The 25589-nt window shown below is 63.5% G+C and carries 20 protein-coding genes and 2 pseudogenes; 8 read left to right on the top strand and 14 right to left on the bottom strand.

Annotation, left to right across the window (positions count from 1 at the left end):
- Window positions 1-9 precede the first annotated feature (9 nt).
- The 10 genes and pseudogenes from lysS to LG385_RS25620 all read right to left on the bottom strand — a co-directional run.
- Window positions 10-1512 carry a lysine--tRNA ligase gene (lysS, locus tag LG385_RS02570; RefSeq protein WP_225772161.1) on the bottom strand — a complete coding sequence of 501 codons (1503 nt, stop codon included), beginning with the start codon at window positions 1510-1512 and terminating at the stop codon, window positions 10-12.
- Between the two features lie 161 nt (window positions 1513-1673).
- Window positions 1674-2769 (bottom strand): peptide chain release factor 2 gene (gene prfB, locus LG385_RS02565; protein WP_225772159.1). Its coding sequence is split into 2 segments (ribosomal slippage): window positions 1674-2696 and window positions 2698-2769, totalling 1095 coding nucleotides; the frame shifts between segments, so codons are not numbered across the junction.
- Between the two features lie 87 nt (window positions 2770-2856).
- Window positions 2857-3864, bottom strand: a complete 1008-nt coding sequence (locus LG385_RS02560; protein ID WP_181111404.1) for a diguanylate cyclase — start codon at window positions 3862-3864, stop codon at window positions 2857-2859.
- A gap of 52 nt (window positions 3865-3916) precedes the next feature.
- The gene (locus LG385_RS02555; RefSeq protein ID WP_225772157.1) at window positions 3917-4927 is read right to left on the bottom strand and encodes a chemotaxis response regulator protein-glutamate methylesterase; all 1011 of its coding nucleotides are present in this window, start codon (window positions 4925-4927) and stop codon (window positions 3917-3919) included.
- Entirely contained in the window at window positions 4924-7200 is a 2277-nt protein-coding gene (locus LG385_RS02550) for a hybrid sensor histidine kinase/response regulator (RefSeq protein ID WP_225772154.1), read from the bottom strand. Before LG385_RS02550 ends, LG385_RS02555 begins: the two co-directional genes overlap by 4 nt.
- The gene (locus LG385_RS02545) at window positions 7197-7880 is read right to left on the bottom strand and encodes a chemotaxis protein CheW (protein WP_225772152.1); all 684 of its coding nucleotides are present in this window, start codon (window positions 7878-7880) and stop codon (window positions 7197-7199) included. The genes LG385_RS02550 and LG385_RS02545 overlap by 4 nt, the downstream gene beginning before the upstream one ends.
- Window positions 7877-9130 carry a CheR family methyltransferase gene (locus LG385_RS02540; RefSeq protein ID WP_225776155.1) on the bottom strand — a complete coding sequence of 418 codons (1254 nt, stop codon included), beginning with the start codon at window positions 9128-9130 and terminating at the stop codon, window positions 7877-7879. Before LG385_RS02540 ends, LG385_RS02545 begins: the two co-directional genes overlap by 4 nt.
- Window positions 9127-9636: a chemotaxis protein CheW gene (locus LG385_RS02535; protein WP_225772150.1), complete on the bottom strand. Its 510-nt coding sequence runs from the start codon at window positions 9634-9636 to the stop codon at window positions 9127-9129. The genes LG385_RS02540 and LG385_RS02535 overlap by 4 nt, the downstream gene beginning before the upstream one ends.
- A gap of 14 nt (window positions 9637-9650) precedes the next feature.
- Window positions 9651-10682 (bottom strand): annotated as a pseudogene (locus tag LG385_RS25625) (methyl-accepting chemotaxis protein); the annotation flags it as partial.
- Window positions 10683-10790: 108 nt separating this feature from the next.
- Window positions 10791-11213 (bottom strand): annotated as a pseudogene (locus LG385_RS25620) (MCP four helix bundle domain-containing protein); the annotation flags it as partial.
- 340 nt (window positions 11214-11553) lie between these two features.
- Here LG385_RS25620 and LG385_RS02525 point away from each other — a divergent pair.
- The 8 genes from LG385_RS02525 to LG385_RS02490 all read left to right on the top strand — a co-directional run bounded on the left by LG385_RS02525 (window position 11554) and on the right by LG385_RS02490 (window position 21427).
- Window positions 11554-12462 (top strand): LysR substrate-binding domain-containing protein, encoded by a 909-nt coding sequence (locus tag LG385_RS02525; RefSeq protein ID WP_225772148.1) that lies wholly within the window; start codon window positions 11554-11556, stop codon window positions 12460-12462.
- An 87-nt stretch (window positions 12463-12549) separates the two neighbouring features.
- Complete coding sequence (locus LG385_RS02520) at window positions 12550-14016, top strand: gamma-aminobutyraldehyde dehydrogenase (protein WP_225772146.1); 1467 nt, start codon at window positions 12550-12552, stop codon at window positions 14014-14016.
- Window positions 14017-14107: 91 nt separating this feature from the next.
- The gene (gene ydcS, locus LG385_RS02515; protein ID WP_225772143.1) at window positions 14108-15259 is read left to right on the top strand and encodes a putative ABC transporter substrate-binding protein YdcS; all 1152 of its coding nucleotides are present in this window, start codon (window positions 14108-14110) and stop codon (window positions 15257-15259) included.
- Window positions 15260-15455: 196 nt separating this feature from the next.
- Window positions 15456-16481: an ABC transporter ATP-binding protein gene (locus LG385_RS02510; RefSeq protein ID WP_225772140.1), complete on the top strand. Its 1026-nt coding sequence runs from the start codon at window positions 15456-15458 to the stop codon at window positions 16479-16481.
- 2 nt (window positions 16482-16483) lie between these two features.
- Window positions 16484-17434 carry an ABC transporter permease gene (locus tag LG385_RS02505; RefSeq protein ID WP_225776154.1) on the top strand — a complete coding sequence of 317 codons (951 nt, stop codon included), beginning with the start codon at window positions 16484-16486 and terminating at the stop codon, window positions 17432-17434.
- Window positions 17424-18230 carry an ABC transporter permease gene (locus LG385_RS02500; RefSeq protein ID WP_225772138.1) on the top strand — a complete coding sequence of 269 codons (807 nt, stop codon included), beginning with the start codon at window positions 17424-17426 and terminating at the stop codon, window positions 18228-18230. The genes LG385_RS02505 and LG385_RS02500 overlap by 11 nt, the downstream gene beginning before the upstream one ends.
- Before the next feature lie 16 nt (window positions 18231-18246).
- The gene (locus LG385_RS02495) at window positions 18247-19671 is read left to right on the top strand and encodes a gamma-aminobutyraldehyde dehydrogenase (protein WP_225772136.1); all 1425 of its coding nucleotides are present in this window, start codon (window positions 18247-18249) and stop codon (window positions 19669-19671) included.
- Window positions 19672-19807: 136 nt separating this feature from the next.
- The gene (locus LG385_RS02490; RefSeq protein WP_181111391.1) at window positions 19808-21427 is read left to right on the top strand and encodes a glucan biosynthesis protein D; all 1620 of its coding nucleotides are present in this window, start codon (window positions 19808-19810) and stop codon (window positions 21425-21427) included.
- Between the two features lie 156 nt (window positions 21428-21583).
- On the opposite strand, the gene LG385_RS02485 is transcribed toward LG385_RS02490, so the two are convergent.
- The 4 genes from LG385_RS02485 to LG385_RS02470 form a co-directional block, all read right to left on the bottom strand.
- A complete protein-coding gene (locus tag LG385_RS02485) occupies window positions 21584-22690 on the bottom strand; it encodes an NADH:flavin oxidoreductase/NADH oxidase (protein ID WP_225772134.1) in 1107 nt (368 codons plus the stop codon).
- Between the two features lie 85 nt (window positions 22691-22775).
- A complete protein-coding gene (recJ, locus tag LG385_RS02480) occupies window positions 22776-24485 on the bottom strand; it encodes a single-stranded-DNA-specific exonuclease RecJ (protein ID WP_225772132.1) in 1710 nt (569 codons plus the stop codon).
- A gap of 54 nt (window positions 24486-24539) precedes the next feature.
- On the bottom strand, window positions 24540-25082 hold the full coding sequence (locus LG385_RS02475; RefSeq protein WP_225772131.1) for a YaeQ family protein: 543 nt from the start codon (window positions 25080-25082) through the stop codon (window positions 24540-24542).
- Between the two features lie 204 nt (window positions 25083-25286).
- Window positions 25287-25577 carry a DUF3509 domain-containing protein gene (locus LG385_RS02470; RefSeq protein ID WP_181111387.1) on the bottom strand — a complete coding sequence of 97 codons (291 nt, stop codon included), beginning with the start codon at window positions 25575-25577 and terminating at the stop codon, window positions 25287-25289.
- Between the last annotated feature and the right edge of the window lie 12 nt (window positions 25578-25589).

Genomic DNA, 25589 nt, shown 5'->3' with positions numbered 1-25589 from the left:
TCCTGCGCGTCAGGCTTGCGGGCGCATGTGCGGGAAGAGAATCACGTCGCGAATGGACGGCGAATTCGTCAGCAGCATCACCAGGCGGTCGATACCGATGCCTTCACCCGCGGTGGGCGGCATGCCGTATTCCAACGCCCGTACGAAGTCGGCGTCGTAGTGCATGGCTTCGTCATCACCAGCGTCCTTGTCCGCCACCTGGCGCATGAAGCGCTCGGCCTGGTCTTCGGCATCGTTGAGCTCGGAATAGGCGTTGGCGATCTCGCGGCCACCGATGAACAGCTCGAAACGGTCGGTCACGCTCGGGTTGTCGTCGTTGCGGCGCGCCAGCGGCGACACTTCGAACGGGTACTGGGTAATGAAGTGCGGCTGCTCCAGCTTGTGCTCCACCAGCTCTTCGAAAATCATCACCTGCAGTTTGCCCAGGCCTTCGAAGCCCAGCACCTTGGCGCCAGCCTTCTTGGCGATCGCGCGCGCCTTGTCGATATCGTTGAGGTCTTGGGCGGTAATGTCCGGGTTGTACTTGAGGATAGAGTCGAACACCGACAGGCGCACGAACGGTTCGCCGAAGTGGAACACCTTGTCGCCGTAGGGCACGTCAGTGGTACCCAACACCTCCATGGCCAGCTCCCGGAACAGCTCTTCGGTGAGGTCCATGTTGTCTTCGTAATCGGCGTAGGCCTGGTAGAACTCGAGCATGGTGAACTCGGGGTTATGCCGGGTGGAAACGCCTTCGTTACGGAAGTTGCGGTTGATCTCGAAGACCTTCTCGAAACCGCCTACCACCAGCCGCTTGAGGTACAGCTCGGGCGCGATGCGCAGGAACATTTCCATGTCCAGGGCATTGTGGTGGGTTTCGAACGGCTTGGCCGCCGCGCCGCCGGGGATGGTCTGCAGCATGGGGGTTTCGACTTCGAGGAAGTCGCGCTTCATCAGGAAGCTGCGGATGTGAGCGATCACCTTGGAGCGCACGCGGAAGGTTTCGCGCACGTCTTCGTTGACCATCAGGTCCACATAACGCTGGCGGTAGCGCTGCTCGGTATCGGTCAGGCCGTGGTGCTTGTCGGGCAACGGGCGCAGCGACTTGGTGAGCAGGCGCACCTGGGTCATTTCAACGTACAGGTCACCCTTGCCGGAGCGGGCCAGGGTACCTTCGGCGGCGATGATGTCGCCCAGGTCCCAGGTTTTAACCTGTGCCAAGGTGGCTTCGGGCAGGGTTTTACGGTTCACGTAAACCTGGATACGCCCGGACATGTCCTGAATAACCATGAACGCGCCACGGTTGAGCATGATGCGGCCGGCAACCTTGACCGGGATCGCCGCAGCTTCGAGCTCTTCCTTGGTTTTGTCCGCGTATTGCTTTTGCAGGTCGCCTGCATAGCTGTCACGGCGGAAATCATTAGGGAAGGCCTGACCTTCGGCGCGCACGGCAGCAAGTTTTTCCTTGCGCAGGGCGATCAGGTTGTTTTCTTCCTGTTGAAGGGCTTGCGGGTCGAGTGGTTGGTCGCTCATGTCACATCCGTAAAAAGTCTTTCTGGGGCTTCAAGCTTCAAGCTTCAAGCTGCAAGTAAAAGCAAGATCAAGGGCTGCAAGGCAGAAGCCGGCGTAACGGCAGTCGCTTCTGGCTTGCAGCTTGCCACTTGAAACTTGCCGCCAGGGCCCGACGGGCCCTGTCAGAGGCCCTGTTTGAGGCTTGCCTCGAGGTATTCGTCGAGGTCACCGTCCAGCACTTTGTCGCAGTCGCTGCGCTCAACGCCGGTGCGCAGGTCTTTGATCCGCGACGCGTCCAGCACGTAGGAGCGGATCTGGTGGCCCCAGCCGATGTCCGATTTGCTGTCTTCCAGCGCTTGGGACGCGGCGTTGCGCTTCTGCACTTCCTGCTCGTACAACCGGGCCCGCAGCATTTTCATGGCGGTGTCCTTGTTGGCGTGCTGGGAGCGTTCGTTCTGGCAGCTCACCACGGTGTTGGTAGGCACGTGGGTAATCCGCACCGCCGAGTCGGTGGTGTTTACGTGCTGGCCGCCCGCACCGGAGGAGCGGTAGGTGTCGATGCGCAGGTCCGCCGGGTTGATCTCGATCTCGATGTTGTCGTCGATTTCCGGCGACACGAACACCGCGGTGAACGACGTATGGCGACGGTTGCCCGAGTCGAACGGGCTTTTGCGCACCAGCCGGTGGACGCCGATTTCGGTACGCAGCCAGCCGAAGGCATATTCGCCCTTGATGTGCAGGGTAGCGCCCTTGATGCCGGCCACTTCGCCTTCGGACAGTTCCATGATGGTAGTGTCGAAGCCGCGTTTGTCAGCCCAGCGCAGGTACATGCGCAGCAGCATGTTCGCCCAGTCCTGGGCCTCGGTGCCGCCCGAACCGGCCTGGATGTCCAGGTAGGCGTTGTTGGCGTCCATTTCGCCGCTGAACATACGGCGGAATTCGAGCTTTTCCAGCGAACCGCGCAGGCGCTCCAGTTCGCTAACCACATCGGCGACCGCGCCTTCGTCGTCTTCTTCGACTGCCATGTCGAGCAGCTCGCGGCTATCGGCCAGGCCACCGGACAATTCGTTCAAGGTATCGACGATGGTCGCCAGGGTGGAGCGCTCCCGGCCCAGGTTCTGGGCGTATTCGGGGTTGTTCCAAACGTTTGGATCTTCAAGCTCGCGATTGACTTCGGTCAGGCGTTCAGCCTTCTGATCGTAGTCAAAGATACCTCCGAATGGTTTCGGAGCGTTCGCTGAGGTCCTTGATGGTGTTGAGGATCGGGTTGATTTCCATGGCGGCTGCGCACTCACATCAAAAGCCGGGGAGTATAGCATGCAGCGCTTGCGTGTTCATTCCCGGGCTTACGCCCGGTCGCACTGGTCAATCGGCGACCACTACCTGATTGCGCCCGCTGTGCTTGGCCATGTAAAGGCCTTTGTCGGCGGCGAGAATGAGCAACCGGCAGTGGGTGCCTGGCGCAGGCGTCATGGTGGCCAGGCCGATGCTCACCGTCAGTGGCGAGGCGGGCTCCGGGGCGTTATGCCAGATGCCCAGCGCCGCAATGCTCTGCCGCAGTTTCTCGGCCACCAGCCGGGCGCCGGCCGGGGAAGTGCTTGGCAGCACCAGCGCGAACTCCTCGCCGCCATAGCGGGCCGGGAGGTCGCTGGAGCGGCTGGAGCAGTCACGGATGGCGTCCGCCACTTTGCGCAGGGCTTCGTCCCCTTCCAGATGGCCGAAGTTGTCGTTGTAGGCCTTGAAGTAGTCCACATCGATCATCAGCAGCGACAGCTGGGTTTGATCGCGCATGGCCCGGCGCCACTCCAGCTCGAGGTACTCATCGAAATGTCGGCGGTTAGACAGCCCGGTAAGGCCGTCCGAATTCATCAGCCGCTGCAACACCAGGTTGGTATCCAGCAACTGCTGCTGGCTTACCCGCAGTGCCCGATAAGCCTCGTCGCGCTGCAGGAGCGTGAGGTACGAACGGGAGTGGTAGCGAATGCGCGCGATCAGCTCGATGGTGTCGGGCAGTTTGACCAGGTAATCGTTGGCGCCCGCGGCGAAGGCTGCGCTCTTGACCACTGCGTCTTCCTTGGTGGAAAGCACGATGATCGGGATGTCCCGGGTAGACGGATGGTTGCGGTATTCGCGCACTAGCGTAAGGCCATCCAGGCCGGGCATTACCAGGTCCTGAAGGATGACCGTGGGGCGAATGCGCACGGCATTGGCGATTGCCTGGTGGGGGTCGGCGCAAAAGTGGAAGTCGATGTTGAGTTCGGCCGCCAGGCTGCGCCGCACGGCTTCCCCGATCATCGCCTGGTCATCCACCAGCAACACCATGGCCTTGTTTTCATCGGTGGACCTGTACTGCTCGATCTGCAGATCAATCATTGCGTTTTCACCTGAATACTGCCTGTGTGCCGGCGTGGCCCGTTCCGTTTGTTCATAGTGCGAAAGTTTCCATCAAGCGTGAAGCGATGCGCTCCAGTGGCCGCACCTCCACCGCTGCGTCAATCGCTATCGCGGCCTTGGGCATCCCGAACACCGCGCAGCTTTGTTGATCCTGGGCAATGGTGAGGTGGCCTCGCTCGCGCATGGCCTTTAGCCCCTGTGCGCCGTCGCGCCCCATGCCAGTGAGGAGCACACCCACCGCGCTGCCCTGCCAGTGGCGAGCAACGCTTTCGAAAAAGACGTTGATCGATGGCCGGTAGATTTCATTCACCGGCTCGGCGGTATAGGTCAGGGTACCGTCGCGGGTCAGGCGCAGGTGATTGTTGGTCCCCGCCAGCAGCACATCGCCCGGTTGTGGCCGGTCGCCGTCGCGCGCAAGCCTCACGGGGCGGCGGGACGCCGTGGCAAGCCAGTCGGCCATGCCCGCGGCAAACACCTCGTCCACGTGCTGAACCAGCACGAGCGCTGCGGGAAGGTCGGCCGGCAAGCCCTTTAGCAGCGTTTCCAATGCCGCCGGCCCGCCCGCGGAGGAACCGATAGCCACCAGCCCCTGCGGTTGGCCGCCCTGGGGCCGCGCGACCGGCGGACGTTTGGCAGGGGCACCGCGCGGGCCGATCAGCCAACCGATATTGACGATCTTGCGCAACAGCGGCGCGGCGGCTTCCCGCCCGTTACCTGCGCCAACCGCCGGGGTATCGACTACGTCCAACGCGCCATAGCCCATGGCCTCGAATACCCGGTGCACGTTCTGCTCGCGGTCCACGGTCACGATCACAATGGCGCAGGGCGTGCTGGCCATGATCTGCCGGGTGGCCTCCACGCCGTCCATTTTCGGCATGATCAGGTCCATTAGCAGTACATCGGGCCGGTCTTCGGCGCAGCGGCGCACGGCTTCTTCTCCATCCCCGGCCACCCAGATGATTTCATGGGCCGGGTCGTAGGCCAGCGCGCGGCGCAGCGCTTCTACCGCCATCGGCATGTCGTTGACAATCGCCACCCTCATCCCTCGACTCCTCCGATCAGCTCGGCGACCGCATCGAGCAACGCGTCGTCATGGAAGCTGGCTTTTGCCAAATAGTAGTCGGCCCCGGCCTCGAGTCCACGCTGGCGGTCTTCTTCGCGATCCTTGTAGGACACCACCATCACCGGAAGCGCGCTCAGGCGGGCATCGTGACGCAGCAGTGTGACCAGTTCGATGCCGTCCATGCGTGGCATGTCGATGTCAGTGATCAGCAGGTCGAACGGTTCGCTGCGCAAGGCGTTCCAGCCATCCATGCCATCCACGGCAACCGCCACTTCGTAGCCGGCCGCCACCAGCAGCTTGCGCTGCAATTCGCGTACCGTCAGGGAGTCGTCCACCACCAGCACTCGCTTGCCCGTGCGTTGCCGGCCGCCTTCGGCCATCTTGTCGATGCGCTCCAACCGGCCCGTGCTCAGCAGCTTGTCCACTGAACGCACCATGTCTTCCACGTCGATGATCAGCACCACCGAGCCGTCGTCCAGCAAAGCCCCGGCGGAGATGTCCTGAACCTTGCCCAGGCGTGAATCCAGCGGCAGTACCGCCAGCACCCGCTCGCCGATGAAGCGTTCGACCGCGATGCCGTAGAGCGCATCGCGCTCGCGCACCACAACCACGCGAATGCTGCCTCCCGCATGCTGCGCGGCGGGGCGTTGAAGCAACTGGCTGGCGGCGACCAGGCCCACCTGCTGGCCTTGATGAAAGAAGTGCTGGCGGCCTTCAAGCTGAACGATATCGGCCGGTGCCAGGGCCAGGCTGTGTTCGATATGAGCCAGGGGGAAGGCATAGGCTTCGCCCCCCACATCGACCACAAGGCTGCGGACCACCGACAAGGTGAGCGGCACTTCAACGAGGAAGCGGCTGCCCTGCCCGCTCGCCTGGGTCATCTCGACCGAACCTCGCAGGTCACGCACCATGTGTTGCACGGCATCCAGGCCCACGCCGCGGCCAGACACTTCGGTGACGGTATCGCGCAGGCTGAAGGCCGGCAGGAACAGGAACGCGAGCAGTTCCTCTTCGCTCAACCGGTCCACCGTCTCGGCCGGGGCCAACTGTCGCTGCACCACGCTTTGGCGCAAGCGCGCCAGGTCCACACCGGCACCGTCATCGGCCAGCTCCAGCAACAAGTGCCCGGCGCGGTGCGACGCCCGTAGCCGTAGTGTGCCCTCGGCGGGCTTGCCGGCGAGCACCCGGGCTTCCGGTGACTCGATCCCGTGGTCAACGGCGTTGCGCAGCAAGTGGGTAAGCGGGCCTTCCAGCCGCTCAAGCACATCTCGGTCGACCTGGGTTTTTTCGCCCTCTACTTCCAGCCGCACTTGCTTGCCGAGGCTGCGGCCAAGGTCCCGGACCATGCGCGCCTGGCCGTTCAACACATCGGCGAATGGCCGCATCCGGCACGCCAGGGCGGTGTCATACAGCTGTTGCGCACGTTGAGCGGCGTCCCAGCCGTAATCGTCCAGCTCGGCCGCCTGCCCTAGCAGCACCTGCTGGGTTTCCCCCAGCATCGTCCGCGCCTGGGCCAGGGCCGCGCGAACGTCCTCCATGGGCTGGCCGGCGTCGAGGCTGTCCTTCAGATCATCCAACGCGCGCAGGCTTTGCGCCTGCATGCGCTTGAGCCGCTGCAGGGTTGCCAGGTACGGCTTGAGCCGTTGGGTTTCAACCATGGCTTTGCTGGCCAGGTCCAGTAATGCGTTGAGCCGCTCGGCGGTCACCCGCAGCACCCGCTCACCTTCGTTACCGCGGCGTGGCCCTCCCGCATCCGGAGCGGGCTCTTCCAGGGCAAGCGGCACCGGGCTTGCGGCTATTTCTGCGGACGGCAGCGGCTCGCTTGCCGGCTGCGGCATGGGCTGCGCAGCGGCAGGCGCCGAGGCTGGATCGAGCGCGACTGCCAGCTGCGCCATGAACGCCTGGATATCCGCAGCGCCAGGCGCCTTGTCCGGGACCGCAATGCGCATGAGCAGGTCCGTGCCCTGGAGCAAGGCGTCGATGTGGTCGGCGCCCAGTATCAAATCCCCGGCCTGAGCGGCAACCAGACAGTCCTCCATCACATGAGCAACCTGCACACCCGCATCCACCCCCACGATCCGGGCGGCACCCTTGAGCGAATGGGCCGCTCGCATGCAGGCCTCCAACTGCGCAGGGTCACGGGGGTTGCGCTCCAGCGCCAACAGGCCTGCGCTCAGCACGCTGGTCTGCCCTTCGGCTTCGAGCGCGAAGAGTTCCAGCATGGAGGCGTCTCGCATTTGCTCGGGGGTCATGTGAGGCTCCGGGTGATCGCCACCATCAAGGCCTGTTCGTCCAGCACCCGCAAAGTGCGGGGCCCATCGGCGAGCACGGAGAGGGTGAAGCGGCTGCTTTGAGGGGCGGCCCCCGCTTCGATCAGGTGCTCATCGAAGCGACGGATGCCATCGACCTCGTCCACCGGCACTACCACCGACCCGCCCTGCGCGGCCAGAATCAGCAAGCGCGGCACCACTCTCCCGCCTGCCGCTGCAGCCTGTTCCGTTTCAATGCCCAACAGCTGACCGAGGGCGATGCACGGCACCAGCGCACCGCGCACGTTGGCCACGCCCATGAGGGTACGGGAACGCTGATGCGGCACAGAATGCACCGGCTGGCTGGGCGCCACTTCTACCAGGCAGCGCGTGGCCAGGCCCAGCCATTCGCCAGCGATACGGAACACCACCAGCGAGCGTGACGGAACGGCTACGAGGGCCTCGGGGTAGACCAGTTCGCCGGGCTCACGCTGCAAGCTGTAGCGGTCCAGCAGCAGCGTCGCGGCGTCGGCGAACACCGGGCAATTCAGGCAGCGCACGTATTCCGCCAACCGCGGGCAGGAGCTGTCGCCGCGCACGCCAATGGTCTTCCAGCAGGCGTCGAAGGTCACTGCCGCGCCGTCGGCCGAATAGGTCAAGCCGGGCCGCTGTTGGTCGCTCATGCCTTGGGCTCCTTCAATGCGCGGGTGGCACGCGCCTGCAGCCGCCGGGCACCTTCGGCATCACCGCGGGCGGCCAGCAGCATGGCAAGGTGGGCCAGCGCTTCAGGGTGCTGCGGCTCCAGGTACAGGGCCTTGCGATAGAAATTCTGCGCCTCGAGCGCATTCCCACCCGCATCGCTCAACAGCCCCAGCCAATAAAACACCTGGGCCTGGGGCGGGTGGTCCTTGAGGTAGCGCTCGCACGCTGCGCGCGCCTCGGCGCTTTTGCCGGCATTCGCCAGGGCGGCGATCTGCGCCAGCAAAGCGGCTGAGCCTGCTGCTTCGACAACCGGGGTTGCCGGCGGCACAGGGCGAAGCACGGGGGCCATCGTCACGGTTACCGGAGCGGGCCGAGGCGCTGGCCGGGCGACCGGCAGCGGCAACGGGGTGTTCAGGCGCGGGGCCGGCGCGGGCGCAGGCTGGCGTACAAAAGCAAACGCCTGCGCCAGGCCCAACGGGCGCATCCCGTTGGAGGCCAGCAGGCTACCTTCCGCTGGCCCGATGAACAGCACGCCGTCCTCGCGCGTGAAGGCTTTCAAGGCGTTGACCGCTTGCTGTTGGGTTGGCACATCGAAATAGATCAGCAAGTTGCGGCAGAACACGAAATCATAGGGTTGTTCCCCGGCCAGCAACAAAGGGTCGAGTATGTTACCGGGCTGCAGTTGGATCTGTTCCAGCAACCGGGGCTGCACTTGATGCCCCTCGGGGGTGGCGGTGAAATAACGCGCCTGGAAAGCCTTGTAGTCCCCTCGGAAGGAATTGCGGCCATACAGGCCGCGGCGTGCCTTGGCCAGTGACTGCGGGCTCACGTCCACCGCGTGGATCACAAAGGCGGACGCTGACAACCCGGCGTCGAACAACGCCATGGCCAGCGAATACGGCTCCTCGCCTGTAGAGCACGGCAGGCTCAACACGCGCAGCGGCCGTGCGCCGCCCAGCTCGTGCCAGCGTGCCCTCGCCAGGCGGCCAAAGGCGGCGAAGGACTCGGGGTAACGCATGAACCAGGTTTCCGGAACGATCACCGCCTCGATCAACGCCTGCTGCTCCGCGTCGTCGCTGCTCAGCAGTGCCCAATAGGCTTCTAGCGCGGCCAGCCCCAACGCTGCCTGCCGCTGACGCACTACACGCTCGATCATCGCCGGGCCCACCGAGGCAGCGTCCAGGCCGATGCGCTGGTACAGGAAGTCGAGGAAGCGCCGGTCCATGCTCAGGCGCCCTCCCCGTCGAGCAAGGCCGCGTTACCCGGGGCATACAACAAGGCTTGCGCGCGCTCATCCAATAGCTCGTCCACGGTGATCCACTGCAATAGCCCACGGGCGTCTTCCCGGATGGGCCCCAGGTACCGCGCTTCGGGGTTGGCCAGCCCATAGGGCTTGAATTCAGACGGGTCGCAGCGCAGCGTTTCGCTTACATGCTCCAGCACCAACCCCAGGCACAGGCCCTGCTGGTAGTTCACCAGCACTATGCGAGTACTGGTACGGCGCACCGCTGGTTCGCCCAGGGCCAATGCGCGCACGTCGATCACCGGAACAACCTTGCCGCGATAGGCGAACACACCACCTACCCATGCCGGCGCCTGGGGCACGGGCTTGAGTGGCAGCAGCGGCAACACCTCCACCACGGCACGCGCAGGCAGCGCGAAGCGTTGTTCGCCAAGGGTGAACAATAAAAACAACGTGCCGGCCAGCTTGCCGGTCGGTGCGCCGGGAGCGTTCATGCGCGTGCTGGCCATTACACTCGGAAACGCGACACGCCGCCGCGCAAGCCTGCGGCGACCTGGCTCAGTTCGTCGATGGCCGCGCTGGCCTGGCGCAACGAGTCGACGGTCTGGCTGCTGGCATCGCTCAGCTGCGCCAGCGCATGGTTGATCTGCTCAGCGCCCGTGGCCTGGGCCTGCATGCCTTCATTGACCATGAGTACCCGGGGCGCCAGCGCCTGTACCTGATGGATGATCTGGTTCAGTTGCTCTCCCACCTGCTGTACTTCAAGCATCCCGCGGCGAACTTCCTCCGAGAACTTGTCCATGCCCATCACGCCCGCCGAAACCGCTGACTGGATCTCACGCACCATCTGTTCGATGTCGTAGGTCGCCACGGCGGTCTGGTCGGCCAGCCGGCGCACTTCGGTCGCTACAACAGCGAAGCCGCGACCGTACTCACCCGCTTTCTCGGCCTCGATCGCTGCGTTAAGGGACAGCAGGTTGGTCTGGTCTGCCACCTTTACGATAGTGACCACCACCTGCGTGATGTTCCCCGCCTTTTCGTTCAGGGTCGCCAGCTTGGCGTTCACCAGGTCGGCGGCGCCCATCACGTGCTGCATGGTTTCGGCCATCCGGGCCAGGCCCTGCTGGCCGTTGCCGGCCAACAGCGAAGCCTGGTCTGCGGCCCCGGTCACCTCGCCCATGGTGCGCACCAGGTCGCGGGAGGTAGCGGCAATCTCACGGGAGGTGGCGCCGATTTCACTGGTGGTGGCCGCTGTCTCGGTGGCCGTGGCTTGCTGCTGGCGAGACGTGGCGGCGATTTCAGTCACCGAGGTAGTAACCTGTACCGACGAGCGTTGCGCCTGAGAAACCAGGGCGTTGAGCTCATCCATCATGGCGTTGAAGCCGGTTTCGATCGCGTTGAATTCATCCCTGCGCCCAAGGTTGAGCCGCACGCTGAGGTCGCCGGCGCGCATCACTTCGAGGATGCTCAGCAGCTTGTTGGTAGGCGCCATGATATTTCGCAGCAACAGCAGCCCGCAGCTGATCGCCGCGATCAACGCGACCAGCAGGCAGCACAGCATCACCAGTTTGGTAGTGGCCACGGACCGCTCGATGGATGCACCGGCTTCCTCAGCCGCCTTACGGTTGAGGTCCACCACGGTGTTGATCTGCTTGCGGCCCGACGTCCAGGCGGGGGTCAGCTCCTGCTCAAGCAATTCCATGGCTTCAGTGAAGTGGCGTTGCTGGTAAGCAGCCAGGGTTCGCTTCAGTGCCGCTTCGTACGTGCCGCGCCAGCGCTCGAACTCGGTGAAAGCGGTTTTTTCTTCATCGGTGCGCAAGGTTTGGCGGAACACCGCCATCTGCGTGGCCAGGCGCTCGGCGAAGCCCTTGTACTGCTCCTCATCGGCGGTGATGAGTTCCCGTTGGTAGCTCAAGCCCAGCAGCTGCTGGGTATACAGGTAGCTGTCCGACCAGGCGCCGCGCATCATCGAACTCGAATACACCCCGGGAATGCTCTCGCTGCGAAGGCTGGCCGCCTCCTGCTCGATCATCATCAGCCGGGTGTACGCGATGAGCACCATGGACAGCATGATGGCGACCACGACAGCAAAACTCGCCAGGATCCGATGGCGCAGAGTCCAATTCTTCACAACCACTCCTCGAAGGTAAGCGCGCGCGCGAAAGCCGGGCAGTATAGACCACCGGCCTTGAAGCAAGGCGCGTACTTTCGGCCATCCCGGGGCGCAACGCCAGCGTGGGATGGTACGAAATTGCCATCACTTGGCTTGTAGGGCGATACGCAGCGAATTGTGTCCGTGCACGTACATTTGTTTTAAGGAGTTACATCAAGCATGTGTATGACGGCGTGATTTCACGCCCACGGTTTTTCCGATATAACACCGTTCACCTCGGCCTTTCAGATAGCTGCCCATGATGACCTTGCGCCAGATTCGCCATTTCATCGCGGTTGCCGAAACGGGCTCGATCTCGGCGGCGGCGCAGGCGGTGTTTATCTCTCAGTCCACCCTGACCGGGGCCATCCAGCAGCTGGAGGAGGACATTGGCGTAAGCCTGTTCAACCGGCACGCCAAGGGCATGAGCCTGACGCATCAGGGGCATCAGTTTCTGCGCCAGGCTCATTTGATTCTTGCCACGGTGGACAACGCCAAGCGCAGCTTGCAACAAAGCACGGACCAGATCAGCGGCACCCTCACTATTGGCGTCACCAGCCTCGTTGCCGGTTACTACCTGGCCAACCTGCTCACGCGGTTCCAGCGCGCCTACCCTAACGTCGAGCTGCGGGTAATGGAGGATGAACGCCCTTACATCGAGCATTTGCTACTCAACGGCGAAATCGACGTAGGCGTGCTGATCCTTTCCAACCTGGAAGACCGGCATGCCCTGCAAACTGAAGTGCTGACGCACTCGCCGCACCGTTTATGGTTGCCTGCGCGGCATCACTTGCTGGAACGGGACGATATCTCGCTTGCGGACGTGGCCGCTGAACCGCTGATTCAGCTGAACGTGGATGAAATGGACCACAACGCCCAGCGCATCTGGCAGCACGCTGGCTTGAGGCCGCAGGTAAGCCTTCGCAGCGCTTCCACAGAAGCCGTGCGCAGCCTGGTTGCCGCCGGCCTGGGCGTGTCCATTCAGCCCGACATGACCTACCGGCCATGGTCGCTGGAGGGCGATATCATCGAAGCGCGTAGCGTGGTGGACCTCACCCGCACACTCGACGTCGGGCTGGCCTGGCGTCGCGGCAGCGCCCGTCCGATGCTGGTGGACCCGTTCCTTACGGTGGCCAGAGAACAGCACGCCCGCAAGCATTCGATTTAACCGAACGCGGCTTTCGATATTAGGAATTTGTAGCTACCACGCCGCTGCGCCTAGGCTCAGGCAACCCAGCCAGCCCGAGCTTGCGCCATGAATCCATCAGTCCAGCCAGAGCCCTTGCATACCGCCTTGCTGATCGATGGCCAGCTCGTTGCCGGGGAAGGTGCCGCGGAAAGCGTTCTGGACCCAAGCGATGGCAGCTGCCTGGCACTGGTCGCCGAAGCGAGCCCGTCCCAAGTGCAGGCCGCCATTGCCGCTGCCGCTCAAGCCTTTCCCACATGGGCCAGGACCACGCCCCAACAGCGGGCTTCACGCCTGCTGGCCATCGCCAATTGCATCGAGGCACAAGCCGACCGCCTGGCCCGGATCGAAGCCCTTAACTGTGGCAAGCCTCTTCACTTGGCCCGGCAGGACGATCTCACGGCCTGCGTCGATGTGTTCCGCTTTTTCGCCGGTGCCGTGCGTTGCCAGACGGGGCAACTTTCCGGGGAATATGTGCCTGGGTACACCAGCATGGTGCGGCGCGACCCCATCGGCGTGGTAGCGTCCATCGCCCCTTGGAACTACCCCTTGATGATGGCCGCCTGGAAGCTCGCGCCGGCGCTGGCCGCAGGCAATACCGTGGTGTTCAAGCCATCCGAACACACACCTCTGTCGATCCTTGCGCTGGCACCGGAGTTGGCCGAGCTGCTGCCAGCCGGGGTGCTGAACATCGTTTGTGGTGCCGGCGATGGCGTGGGCGGCCAGCTGGTGAGCGACCCACGCGTGCGTATGGTGTCGCTGACCGGAGATATCGTGACCGGGCAAAAGGTGCTCCAGGCTGCGGCGCGCACCCTCAAACGCACCCACCTGGAGCTAGGCGGCAAGGCACCGGTGATCGTGTGCGATGACGCTGATATTGATGCCGTGGTGGAGGGCATTCGCACCTACGGGTATTACAACGCCGGCCAGGACTGTACCGCTGCCTGCCGTGTCTATGCTCAAGCGGGCATCCATGACCGGCTGGTGGAAGAGCTGGGTGCAGCGGTCGCAAGCCTGCGCTATGCCAGCAAGCGAGACGAGGACAACGACCTGGGGCCGCTGATCAGCGCCCGCCAGCGCGACCGTGTGGCCAGCTTTGTGCAGCGCGCCTTGAGCCAACCGCATATCGAACGGGTAACCGGGGCAGCCGCCCATTCAGGGCCTGGGTTCTTCTACCAACCCACACTGCTCGCCGGCTGCCGCCAACAGGATGAGATCGTTCAGCGTGAGGTGTTCGGGCCAGTGGTGACCGTCACCCGCTTCGACGAACCCGGCCAGGCCCTGGCCTGGGCGAACGAATCCGAATACGGCCTGGCCTCCTCTGTGTGGACCCGCGACCTGGACAAAGCGCTGCAGCTGGCCGCACGGCTGGAATACGGCTGCACCTGGATCAACAGCCACTTCATGCTGGCGAGCGAAATGCCCCATGGTGGGCTGAAGCGTTCGGGGTATGGCAAGGACCTGTCCAGCGACTCTCTCCAGGATTACAGCGTGGTGCGCCACATCATGGCGCGACAGCGGGAGGTGCTGAACTGACCCCTGCACCTGGCTCAGCATTCCAATAATCAGCGCCCCGAGCGCCTGCTTGCTTACTGCCCCGACCATAATTTGAAAAAGAGGGAAATCCATGTCCGCCCCAAAGACCGCAGTGCTCAGCGCCATCACTACCGCCCTGCTGGCAACTGCTGGCGTTCATGCCGCCGACCTGCCCAAAGCCATAGGTGCCGGTGAAGGCCAGCTGAACATCATCGCCTGGCCTGGCTATATCGAGCGTGGCGAGAGCGACAAAAGCTATGACTGGGTAACCGGCTTCGAAAAGGAAACCGGCTGCAAGGTGGACGTGAAAACCGCCGCCACGTCCGATGAAATGGTCAGCCTCATGGCCAAGGGGGGCTATGACCTGGTAACCGCCTCGGGTGACGCTTCGCTGCGATTGATCGCGGGCAAGCGCGTGCAACCGATCAATACCGCGCTAATTCCCAACTGGAAGAACGTGGACCCGCGCCTGGCCAGTGGCGACTGGTTCGTGGTGAACAAGCAGGTGTACGGCACGCCCTACCAGTGGGGGCCGAACGTGCTGCTGTACAACACTGAAGTGTTCAAGACCGCGCCTACCACTTGGGGCGTGCTGTTCGAGCCGCAGAACTTCCCTGATGGCAAGCCGAACAAAGGCCGGGTGCAGGCCTATGACGGGCCGATTTACATCGCCGATGCCGCGCTGTACCTCAAGTCGGCCAAGCCCGAATTGGGCATCAAAGACCCTTACCAGCTCACTGAAGCCCAGTACAAGGCGGTACTTGATGTGCTGCGCCAGCAAAAGCCGTTGATCCATCGTTACTGGCACGACGCCACCGTGCAGATGAGCGATGTGAAAAACGAAGGCGTGGCAGCCACCAGTTCCTGGGGGTACATGGTCAACGGACTGAAGGCCGACAATCAGCCAGTAGCCTCCACTGTGCCGAAGGAAGGCGCGACCGGCTGGGCCGACACCACCATGCTGCATGCCGACGCCAAGCACCCCAACTGCGCCTACAAGTGGATGGACTGGTCCCTGCAACCGAAGGTGCAGGGAGACGTGGCGGCGTGGTTCGGCTCGTTGCCAGCAGTACCGGCCGCCTGCAAGGCGAGCGACCTGCTGGGCGCCGATGGCTGCGCTACCAATGGCTTTGACCTGTTCGAGAAGATCGCCTTCTGGAAAACCCCGCAGGCCGAGGGCGGCAAGTTCGTTCCGTATAGCCGGTGGACTCAGGACTATATAGCGATCATGGGCGGCCGCTAAGCTTGGCCCGAAATATATCTGCGCTCGGTGATGCTGCGTTGAAAACAGCCTCGGAATGCTCATTGACAACCAGTCAACTGGAGCGCCAGCCCGGTCCGCTTCCTCGGCTGTTTTCGCCTTGCCTGACCTTCGCTCGAACATATTTCGAACCAACCTCCGCGTTAGAGAAAAGCCGAAGGAACTGAAGGCAATTACCATGACCCCTGCTGTGCAATTTACCGAGGTATCGCGCCTGTTCGGCGAGGTGAAGGCCGTGGATCGGGTGTCGATCGACATCCACGACGGCGAATTCTTTTCCATGCTCGGCCCTTCGGGGTCGGGGAAAACCACGTGCCTGCGGTTGATCGCAGGCTTCGAACAGCCCAGCGCGGGCTCGATTCGTATTCATGGCCAGGAAGCCGCTGGCCTGCCGCCGTATCGACGCGATGTGAATACGGTGTTCCAGGACTACGCACTGTTCCCCCATATGAACGTGCGGGACAACGTGGCGTACGGCCTGAAAGTGAAAGGCGTGGCCAAGGCCGAGCGCCTGAACCGTGCCGAGGAAGCCCTGGCGATGGTGGCCCTGGCTGGCTTTGGCGAGCGCAAGCCCGCGCAACTGTCGGGTGGGCAACGCCAGCGGGTGGCACTGGCGCGGGCACTGGTGAATCGCCCACGGGTGCTGCTGCTGGATGAGCCCCTGGGCGCGCTGGACCTCAAGCTGCGCGAACAGATGCAGAGTGAACTCAAAAAGCTGCAGCGCCAGCTGGGCATCACCTTTGTGTTCGTGACCCACGACCAGACCGAAGCGTTGTCCATGAGCGATCGGGTAGCCGTATTCAATAAAGGCCGCATCGAACAGTGCGATACCCCGCGCAACCTGTACATGAAGCCGGCCACGGCGTTCGTGGCCGAGTTTGTGGGCACTTCGAACGTGCTGCGGGGAGAGTTGGCAGCCGCCTTGCGTGGCGTTCCTGGAGCGTTTTCGATCAGGCCCGAACACATCCGCCTTGGCGTGCCGGCCGTAGCCGATCAGGTGCGGCTCGAAGGCATCCTTCAGGACGTACAGTACCAAGGCAGCGCCACGCGCTATGAGCTGCGCTTGAACAACGGGCAGTTGCTCAACGTGAGCCAGGCCAACCAGGACTGGCAGCCCGACGCCGCCGCCCTGCAACCCGGGCAGCGCCTCACTCTGGCGTGGCCGCGTGGCGCCATGGTGCCGCTGCTGGACGAGGGCGTTTGACCATGACCCTTGTGCTGGATGCGCCCTCCTCGCCCGTCCGCGCCTCGCTTGCGCGCCGGGTGGCGGACCTGCTCTACCGACGGCCCAACCTGTACCTGGCGCTGTTGCTGGTGCCGCCCTTGTTGTGGTTTGGGGTGATCTACCTTGGCGCACTGCTTAACCTGCTGTGGCAAGGCCTGTACACCTTCGACGACTTCAGCATGACGGTCACGCCCGACCTTACGCTGGCCAACCTGCAAGCGCTGTTCGTGCCCGCCAACCTGGACATCATTCTGCGCACCCTGGGCATGGCGGCTGCGGTGTCTGCGGCAAGCGCGCTTGTCGCCTTTCCGCTGGCCTATTACATGGCCCGCTATACCACCGGCCGCACCAAGGCTTTCTTCTACATCGCGGTCATGTTGCCCATGTGGGCGAGCTATATCGTCAAGGCATACGCCTGGACGCTCCTGCTGGCCAAGGGAGGCGTGGCTCAGTGGTTCGTGCAGCACCTGGGCCTGGCCGGCGCGCTGGCCTGGCTGATGGAGGTACCGGGCATTGGCGGCAGCACCTTGTCCACTTCGCACCTGGGGCGCTTTCTGGTGTTCGTGTACATCTGGCTGCCATTCATGATCCTACCGGTTCAAGCAGCGCTGGAACGCTTGCCGCCCTCGCTGCTGCAAGCGTCCGCCGACCTTGGCGCTACCCCGCGCCAGACGTTCTTCCAGGTGGTGCTACCACTTTCGGTACCCGGCATCGCCGCCGGCTCGATCTTCACCTTCTCGCTTACCCTGGGGGACTTCATCGTGCCCCAGTTGGTCGGCCCGCCGGGCTATTTCATCGGCAGTATGGTGTATGCCCAGCAAGGCGCCATCGGCAACCTGCCCATGGCCGCGGCCTTCACCCTGGTGCCCATCGTGCTGATCGCGGTGTACCTGTCCATCGTCCGACGCCTGGGGGCCTTCGATGCACTCTGAAAAAGCGCCGCTCACATTACGTGTCGCCGCCTGGGGCGGGCTGGCCTTTTTGCACATACCTATCCTGGTGATTGTGCTTTACGCCTTCAACACCGAAGACGCCGCCTTCAGCTTCCCGCCACGCGGGTTCACCCTCAAATGGTTCAGCGTGGCCTTCGCCCGCCAGGACGTGGTGGAAGCGATCAAGCTGTCGCTGCAGGTCGCCTGCCTGGCCACTGCTGTGGCACTGGTGCTAGGTACGCTGGCCTCGGCGGCGTTGTATCGCCGGCAGTTCTTCGGCAAGGATGCGATCTCGCTGATGCTGATCCTGCCGATTGCCCTTCCCGGCATCGTCACCGGCATCGCGCTGCTCTCGGCGTTCAAGGTATTGAGCATCGAACCTGGGCTGCTGACCATCGTGATCGGCCATGCCACCTTCTGCGTGGTGATCGTTTACAACAACGTGATCGCGCGGTTGCGGCGCACCTCCCACAGCCTGATCGAAGCGTCCATGGACCTGGGCGCGGACGGCTGGCAAACCTTCCGCTACATCATGCTGCCCAACCTGGGCTCTGCCCTGCTCGCCGGAGGCATGCTGGCGTTTGCGCTGTCGTTCGACGAAATCATCGTCACCACCTTTACCGCGGGCAACGAGCGCACCTTGCCGATCTGGCTGCTCAACCAGCTGGCCCGCCCGCGAGACGTACCGGTCACCAACGTAGTTGCCCTGCTGGTGATGCTGGTGACCATGCTGCCCATCCTGGGCGCCTACTACCTGACCCGCGGCGGCGAATCGGTCGCCGGCGGCGGCAAATGAACTGGAGGATCGCACCATGCAAACCCAACTGCTGATCAACGGCCAACTGGTCGCGGGAGAAGGCGCGAGCCAAGCGGTACTCGACCCCGCGCGCGGCAGCGTGCTGGTTGAGATCGCCGAGGCCAGCGAGGCTCAGGTAGACGCGGCCGTACGCGCAGCCGACGCGGCCTTCGACGGCTGGGCGCAAACGGCGCCGAAGGACCGCTCGCTGGCCCTGTTGAAGCTCGCCGACGCCATCGACGCCAACGCCGACGAACTGGCCCGGCTGGAGTCTGCCAACTGCGGCAAGCCCCTGGCTGCGGCGCGTAACGATGAGTTGCCAGCCATTGCCGTCGTGTTCCGTTTCTTCGCAGGTGCCGCGCGTTGCCTCAGTGGGTCTGCGGCTGGCGAATACCTGCCCGGCCACACCTCGATGATTCGCCGCGACCCGGTGGGCGTGATCGCTTCCATCGCGCCGTGGAATTACCCGCTGATGATGGTCGCCTGGAAAATCGCCCCCGCCCTCGCCGCTGGCAATACCGTGGTACTCAAGCCCTCCGAACTCACCCCGCTGACCGCGCTCAAGCTCGCTGAACTGGCCGCGGACATCTTCCCCGCCGGGGTGCTGAACGTATTGTTCGGCCGAGGCGCCACCGTAGGCGGGCCCCTGGTGGAACACCCCAAGGTGCGGATGGTATCGCTCACCGGTTCCATCGCCACTGGCTCGCAGATCATTTCCAGTACTGCGGCGCAGGTGAAGCGCATGCACATGGAGCTGGGCGGCAAGGCGCCGGTGATCATCTTCGACGATGCCGACATCGACGCCGCAGTTGAGGGCATCCGCACCTTCGGCTTCTACAATGCGGGCCAGGATTGCACGGCTGCGTGTCGGGTATACGCCCAGCAGGGTATTTATGAGCGCTTCGTGGAGAAGCTCGGCGAGGCGGTCGGCAGCCTGCGCCATGGCCCGCAGGAGGCCGAAGATACCGAGCTGGGCCCCTTGATCAGCGCCCAGCAACGGGACCGCGTGGCAGGTTTCGTGACCCGCGCTGCGGCGCAGCCACACATCCGCCTGGTCACCGGTGGCAAGGTGATCGAAGGGGATGGCTTCTTCTTCGAGCCCACAGTATTAGCGGACGTACAGCAGGATGACGAGATTCTGCGCCGCGAAGTGTTCGGGCCGGTGGTGACCGTTACGCCTTTCAGCGATGAAGCTCAGGCGCTGGAATGGGCCAACGACTCGGATTACGGCCTGGCCTCCTCGGTATGGACCAACGACCTGGGCCGCGCCCACCGCCTCAGTGCTCGCCTGCAATATGGCTGCACCTGGGTGAATACGCATTTCATGCTGGTCAGCGAAATGCCCCACGGCGGGCAGAAACATTCCGGCTACGGGAAGGACATGTCCATGTACGGGCTGGAGGACTACACCGTGCTGCGCCATGTGATGTTCAAGCATTAAAGCGTGAACCATCCCTGCTTTCGCGGCTCTACACAGGCCGTGAAGCAAGGATGGCTGTGACATTTTCGAACATTTTTGGATTGCGTCGCGCCCCTCTCCTTGGCTAACGTTGCCCATTTTCACCGAAGGGTTGTCTATGCACCGCAGAAGTCTGTTGAAAGCATCCATGGCCCTGGCGGCCTACACCGGCTTGTCGTCCACCGCGCTGATGTCCGCCCGGGCCCTGGCCGCGACCGCCAATGGCGACGCCGAGTATTTCGACTTCGAGGGCCTCAAGGCCCAGGCCAAGGCACTGGCCGCCCAGCCCTACACGGACCGTAAACAGCAACTGCCGCCCACGCTGGCGAACATGACCCCGCAGCAGTTCAACGCCATCCAGTACGACGCCAACCACTCGTTGTGGAAGGACCTCAACGGCCAGCTGGACGTGCAGTTCTTCCACGTGGGCATGGGCTTCCGTACGCCGGTGCGCATGTACAGCGTGGACCCTTCCAACCGCCAGGCGCGGGAGGTGCATTTCCGCCCCGAGCTGTTCAATTACAACGACAGCAAGGTGGAGCAGAAACAGCTCAAGGGCGACCTCGGCTTCTCCGGTTTCAAGCTGTTCAAGGCACCGGAAATCGCCAGCCACGACATCGTGTCGTTCCTGGGCGCCAGTTACTTCCGCGCGGTAGACGCCACCAAGCAGTACGGCTTGTCCGCTCGCGGCCTGGCGGTGGACACCTACGCCAAGCGCCAGGAAGAATTCCCCGATTTCACCAAGTTCTGGTTCGAGACGCCCACCAAGGACGCGACCCGTTTCGTGGTCTACGCCCTGCTTGAGTCCCCCAGCGCCACGGGCGCCTATCGCTTCGATATCGACTGCCAGGCCGAGCAAGTGGTGATGGCAGTGGACATGCAGGTGACCGCGCGCACAGCCATCCAGCAACTGGGGATCGCGCCGATGACCACCATGTTCAGCTGCGGCACCCACGAGCGCCGCATGTGCGACACCATCCACCCGGAAATCCACGACTCGGACCGCCTCGCCATGTGGCGCGGCAATGGCGAGTGGATCTGCCGGCCGCTGAACAACCCCGCCAAGTTGCAGTTCAATGCCTTCGCCGACACCAACCCAAAGGGCTTCGGGCTGGTGCAGACCGACCACAACTTCGCCAGCTACCAGGACACGGTGGACTGGTACAGCAAGCGGCCAAGCCTCTGGGTGGAGCCCACCACTGCGTGGGGCGAGGGCTCGATCGACCTGCTGGAAATCCCTACCACCGGCGAAACCCTGGATAACATCGTGGCCTTTTGGACGCCGAAAAAGCCAGTTGCCGCGGGCGATACCCTGAGCTTCGGCTACAAGCTCTACTGGAGCGCCCTGCCCCCTACCGGCACGCCATTGGCACGGGTACACGCCACGCGCTCAGGCATGGGCGGGTTCCTCGAAGGCTGGGCGCCGGGCGAACACTACCCGGACAAATGGGCACGCCGCTTTGCCATCGACTTCACCGGCGGCGGGCTGGACCGGCTGCCGGAAGGTACCGGGATCGAGCCGGTTGTCACCGTATCGAGCGGCAAGGTGCAGGACTTCCACGTGCTGGTGATTCCGGACATCAAGGGCTACCGGGTGATCTTCGACTGGTACCCCACCAGCGACAGCGTGGACCCGGTGGAAATGCGCCTGTTCATCCGCACCAGCGACCGCACCCTCAGCGAAACCTGGCTGTACCAGTACTTCCCGCCCGCGCCGGAGAAGCGTAAGTACGTGTGACCCATTGAGCCTGGCCCATTCCGCGGGAAGCGGCGGGGCCGGCCATCCGGCGTCAGCTCGCAAGTAGATTTCGCACTTATTCGCGAGCTACGCCTTCGGCTCCGCCCAGCTCCCACAGGGGTCGGTTCAGGGTTGGAGCCTGCTACGGATTACAGGTCAGTCCCGCAGATCGGACTCGTGAATAGGCTGGTCGCGGTGCGTGGCACGCTGATACTGGGCAGGCCAGGTGGCCTTGCGTCCGCCCAGGTCGTCGTCGGCGTGCAGCGGCCAGTACGGGTCACGCAGCAGCTCGCGGGCCAGCAGGATGAGGTCAGCCTGGCCGGTGCGCAGAATATGCTCCGCCTGGGCAGGGTCGGTGATCATACCCACGGTACCAGTTGCAATCTCCGATTCCTTGCGCACGCGTTCGGCGAAGCGGGTCTGATAGCCGGGCCCGGTCGGGATTTCCGCATTGGCGGCGGTGCCACCCGAGGACACATCCACCAGGTCTACACCCAAAGCCTTCAGGCGCCGCGCCAGCTCCACGGTTTCATCCGGGTTCCAGCCGTCGTCTACCCAATCGGTGGCCGACACCCGTACGAACACCGGGAGGTCAGCGGGCCATAGCGCGCGAATAGCCTCGGTCACTTCCAGCACCAGCCGAATGCGGTTATCGAAGCTGCCACCGTACTGGTCCGTGCGGCGGTTGCTCAGCGGCGACATGAACTGGTGTAGCAGGTAACCGTGGGCCGCGTGGATTTCCACCACCTTGAAATTAGCGGTCAGCGCACGCTTTGCAGCCGCCACGAACGCTTCCTTGATGCCGGCAATCGCGGCTTCGTCCAGTTCGGTGGGGCGGGCATGTTCAGGGTCGAAGGGAATGGGCGAAGGCGCTACGGGAATCCATCCGCCTTCATCCAGGGTGACGCTGCCATGCTTGCCAAGCCAGGGCCGCCAGGTACTGGCTTTGCGGCCAGCATGAGCCAATTGGATACCAGGCACCGCGCCCTGAGCTTCAATGAAGCGCGTGATGCGCTGAAGCATCGGGATCTGTTCATCTTTCCACAGGCCGAGGTCTTCGGGGGTAATGCGGCCATCAGCGGTGACGGCGGTAGCCTCGAAAATCACCAGGCCAGCGCCCCCTACCGCGCGGCTGCCCAGATGCACCAGGTGCCAGTCGTTGGCGAGGCCATCTTCGGACGAATACTGGCACATGGGCGAAACCACGATACGGTTACGCAACGTCAACCCACGCAGGGTGTAGGGTTCCAGCAACAGGCTCATGAAGCACCTCTCGAGTGGGATATCAGGCTGTAAGGTTTGCACTCTTTGCAGCGTAGTAGACCCACAAGGGAGACGGCAGATTCCGCTAACGAGGGCTCATGTGCGCGATCATGAGCTGGACGGTTTCAACGCCACGGTATTCGTTCACGTCCAGCTTGTAGGCCATTTCCACCCAACGCGCGCTCGGGTTCGGCCAAATTTCGCGGTCTACCCCGAACGCAATGCCATCCAGGCGCAGGCTACCGCATTCGCTTTTGAGCACTACCTTGAGGTGCCGCTCGCCCACCACCCGCTGTTCCACCAACTGGAACACGCCATGGAACAGCGGCTCCGGAAAGTGCTGGCCCCAGGGCCCCGCATTACGGAGCGCGCGGGCAAGCTCCAGGTGGAACTCTTCCACCGCCAGGCAACCGTCTGACAGCAGCCTGCCGGTGAGGTCGTCTTCGCACAGGTGTTCGCGAACCTGCTTGTCGAAGGCTTCAGCGAAGGCTTCGAAATGCTCGGCGGGCAAGGACAACCCAGCCGCCATAGCATGCCCGCCGAATTTGGTGATCAGGTGCGGTTGCTTGGCAGCCACGGCGTCCAGGGCGTCCCGGATGTGGAAACCCGGCACCGATCGCGCCGAGCCTTTGAGCAGCCCGTCGCCGGCATCCGCAAAGGCAATGGTAGGGCGGTGATAACGCTCTTTCATCCGTGACGCAAGGATGCCGATAACGCCCTGGTGCCAGTCGGGCTCGAACAGGCACAGGCCGAACGGCATCGAGGCCAGCGGCAGGTCCTTGAGCTGCGCCAGGGCTTCACGCTGCATGCCCTGCTCCACCGATTTGCGGTCATGGTTGAGGCCATCCAGTTCTGCGGCGATGTCTCTTGCGTGAGCGAGGTCTTCGCTGAGCAGGCACTCGATCCCCAGGCTCATGTCATCCATACGCCCGGCGGCATTCAGCCTTGGCCCAAGGATAAAGCCGAGGTCGGTGGACGTGAGCCGGCGATGATCCCGACGGGCCACTTCCAGCAGCGCCATGATGCCCGGCCGCGCCCGGCCGGCGCGTATACGCTCCAGGCCCTGATGCACAAGAATGCGGTTGTTGGCGTCGAGCGGCACCACGTCGGCGACGCTGCCCAGCGCTACCAAGTCCAGCAATTCACCAATATTGGGCTGCGGCGCCGTGGCGTAACGCCCGAGTGCTCGCAGTTGCGCACGAAGGGCCATGAGCACATAGAAAATCACCCCCACGCCCGCCAGGGCCTTGCTGGGAAAGTCACAACCTGGCTGGTTCGGGTTGACGATGGCATCGGCCTGCGGCAGCTGCGCGCCGGGCAGGTGGTGGTCGGTGATCAGCACTTTGAGCCCGGCATCTCGCGCCGCCTGTACGCCCTCCACGCTGGAAATGCCGTTGTCCACGGTTACCAGCAGGTCAGGCTGGCGCTCGAGCGCCACGGCAACGATCTCGGGGGTGAGGCCGTAGCCATAGGTGAACCGGTTCGGGACAAGATAATCCACATGCGCCGCGCCGAGCAGCCGCAGCCCCAGCACCGCAACGCTGCTGGCCGTGGCGCCGTCGGCGTCGAAATCGCCCACCACTAGAATGCGCTCACGCCGGTCGATGGCGGTGACCAGCATGTCCACTGCGGCATCGATGCCCTTGAGTTGCTGATACGGGATCAGCCGTGCCAGCCCCTTGTCCAACTCGGCTTGGCTTTGCACCCCTCGGGCGGCATACAGACGGGTAAGCAGGGGTGGCAGATCACCCAGGAAAGGCAGTTCGGCGGGCAGCGGGCGGGGCTCGATACGCATGTGTGGCAGTGTTCTCACATCAAACGGCGAAACGACAGGGCGGCCATAGTGACCTTACCCCCGCTCCCCCAGCAACCATTCCAGCTGCACTTCATGCTGGCCCCGATCATCGGTCACGAATACGGTACCCTCATCGATCATCACGTCCCATTTGATGGAGCGCGGCATATCAGTGGCCAGCACCTCGAGTACCTCTTGGGGCACAGCGGCAATACTGAGGTTTTTGAGGGGGCGCGCGGCGTCGGCGACTTTGTTCTGCCAGACGCGCAAGCTACCGTACGCCAGCAGGCTGACCCGCTCGGTGCGGCGGGAGCACCAGGTAAGGCGGTCGAGGTCGGGCTGGCCTACTTCGATCCAGTGCAGCACACGATCGTCGAGGCTCTTTTCCCACAAGGCGGGCTCGTCCACGTCCGACAAGCCGCGGCCGAAGCTCAGGTTTTCGTTGTACCAGAGGGCATAGGCCAGCAAACGCACTGCCATGCGCTCTTCGGTTTCCGAAGGATGACGGGCAATCGTTTGCTTGATGCTTTCGTAAACACCGCGATCGAGGTCGGTCAGGTTGAGTTCGAACTTGTAGGTTGTCGATGGCTGGGCCATGGCAGGCTTCGATATAGCGAGGGGGCGCCTAGTTTACCTGATGGGCTTATCTTGCGCATAAAAGAAACCCCGGACGCGGTGGGGAGGCCGGCCGGGGCAAACATGACCCATTCGGGTCACCGGACGACTGAACGGCACCGGAGCACAATGCCGTTCAAGCGTCCTTGTAACGTAAGAGGGCAGGCCCTCGTGAAGGTTCCCGGCTTAACGCAACTCCACCGCGAACCGACCAACGGTGCCTACGCTTCGTAGCGCGGCAATGGTGCTTGGCTCCAGCCGGCCTTCGGCAATCATGAGGTCACGGTGCAAACCATCAACGACGTCCGTGAGGGCGTACCGGGACGCCAACTGCGACTTCGGAACGTCCCTGTGGAGGATGGCCGCGCCGGCCTGGTCGGTTACCGTGACACGAAAACGATCTTGGAGATCCGACGGAGCCAGGCTGACGCAGTAAGGTGCCAGCGCATCACTTAACAATAAGCTGATGTTTTCCATCTCGATCACCCT

This window comes from Pseudomonas sp. Marseille-Q5115 (genome assembly GCF_916618905.1).
In the GTDB taxonomy this organism is placed as follows: domain Bacteria; phylum Pseudomonadota; class Gammaproteobacteria; order Pseudomonadales; family Pseudomonadaceae; genus Aquipseudomonas; species Aquipseudomonas japonica_A.
This window is presented reverse-complemented; position numbering and strand designations above follow the sequence as displayed.

Coding starts and splice junctions, on each gene's coding strand:
- lysS (WP_225772161.1), bottom strand. CDS start 1,512: ATGAGCGACCAACCACTCGACCCGCAAGCCCTTCAACAGGAAGAAAAC.
- LG385_RS02560 (WP_181111404.1), bottom strand. CDS start 3,864: ATGATTGATCTGCAGATCGAGCAGTACAGGTCCACCGATGAAAACAAG.
- LG385_RS02555 (WP_225772157.1), bottom strand. CDS start 4,927: ATGAGGGTGGCGATTGTCAACGACATGCCGATGGCGGTAGAAGCGCTG.
- LG385_RS02550 (WP_225772154.1), bottom strand. CDS start 7,200: ATGACCCCCGAGCAAATGCGAGACGCCTCCATGCTGGAACTCTTCGCG.
- LG385_RS02545 (WP_225772152.1), bottom strand. CDS start 7,880: ATGAGCGACCAACAGCGGCCCGGCTTGACCTATTCGGCCGACGGCGCG.
- LG385_RS02535 (WP_225772150.1), bottom strand. CDS start 9,636: ATGAACGCTCCCGGCGCACCGACCGGCAAGCTGGCCGGCACGTTGTTT.
- LG385_RS02525 (WP_225772148.1), top strand. CDS start 11,554: ATGATGACCTTGCGCCAGATTCGCCATTTCATCGCGGTTGCCGAAACG.
- LG385_RS02520 (WP_225772146.1), top strand. CDS start 12,550: ATGAATCCATCAGTCCAGCCAGAGCCCTTGCATACCGCCTTGCTGATC.
- ydcS (WP_225772143.1), top strand. CDS start 14,108: ATGTCCGCCCCAAAGACCGCAGTGCTCAGCGCCATCACTACCGCCCTG.
- LG385_RS02510 (WP_225772140.1), top strand. CDS start 15,456: ATGACCCCTGCTGTGCAATTTACCGAGGTATCGCGCCTGTTCGGCGAG.
- LG385_RS02505 (WP_225776154.1), top strand. CDS start 16,484: ATGACCCTTGTGCTGGATGCGCCCTCCTCGCCCGTCCGCGCCTCGCTT.
- LG385_RS02500 (WP_225772138.1), top strand. CDS start 17,424: ATGCACTCTGAAAAAGCGCCGCTCACATTACGTGTCGCCGCCTGGGGC.
- LG385_RS02495 (WP_225772136.1), top strand. CDS start 18,247: ATGCAAACCCAACTGCTGATCAACGGCCAACTGGTCGCGGGAGAAGGC.
- LG385_RS02490 (WP_181111391.1), top strand. CDS start 19,808: ATGCACCGCAGAAGTCTGTTGAAAGCATCCATGGCCCTGGCGGCCTAC.
- LG385_RS02485 (WP_225772134.1), bottom strand. CDS start 22,690: ATGAGCCTGTTGCTGGAACCCTACACCCTGCGTGGGTTGACGTTGCGT.
- recJ (WP_225772132.1), bottom strand. CDS start 24,485: ATGCGTATCGAGCCCCGCCCGCTGCCCGCCGAACTGCCTTTCCTGGGT.
- LG385_RS02475 (WP_225772131.1), bottom strand. CDS start 25,082: ATGGCCCAGCCATCGACAACCTACAAGTTCGAACTCAACCTGACCGAC.
- LG385_RS02470 (WP_181111387.1), bottom strand. CDS start 25,577: ATGGAAAACATCAGCTTATTGTTAAGTGATGCGCTGGCACCTTACTGC.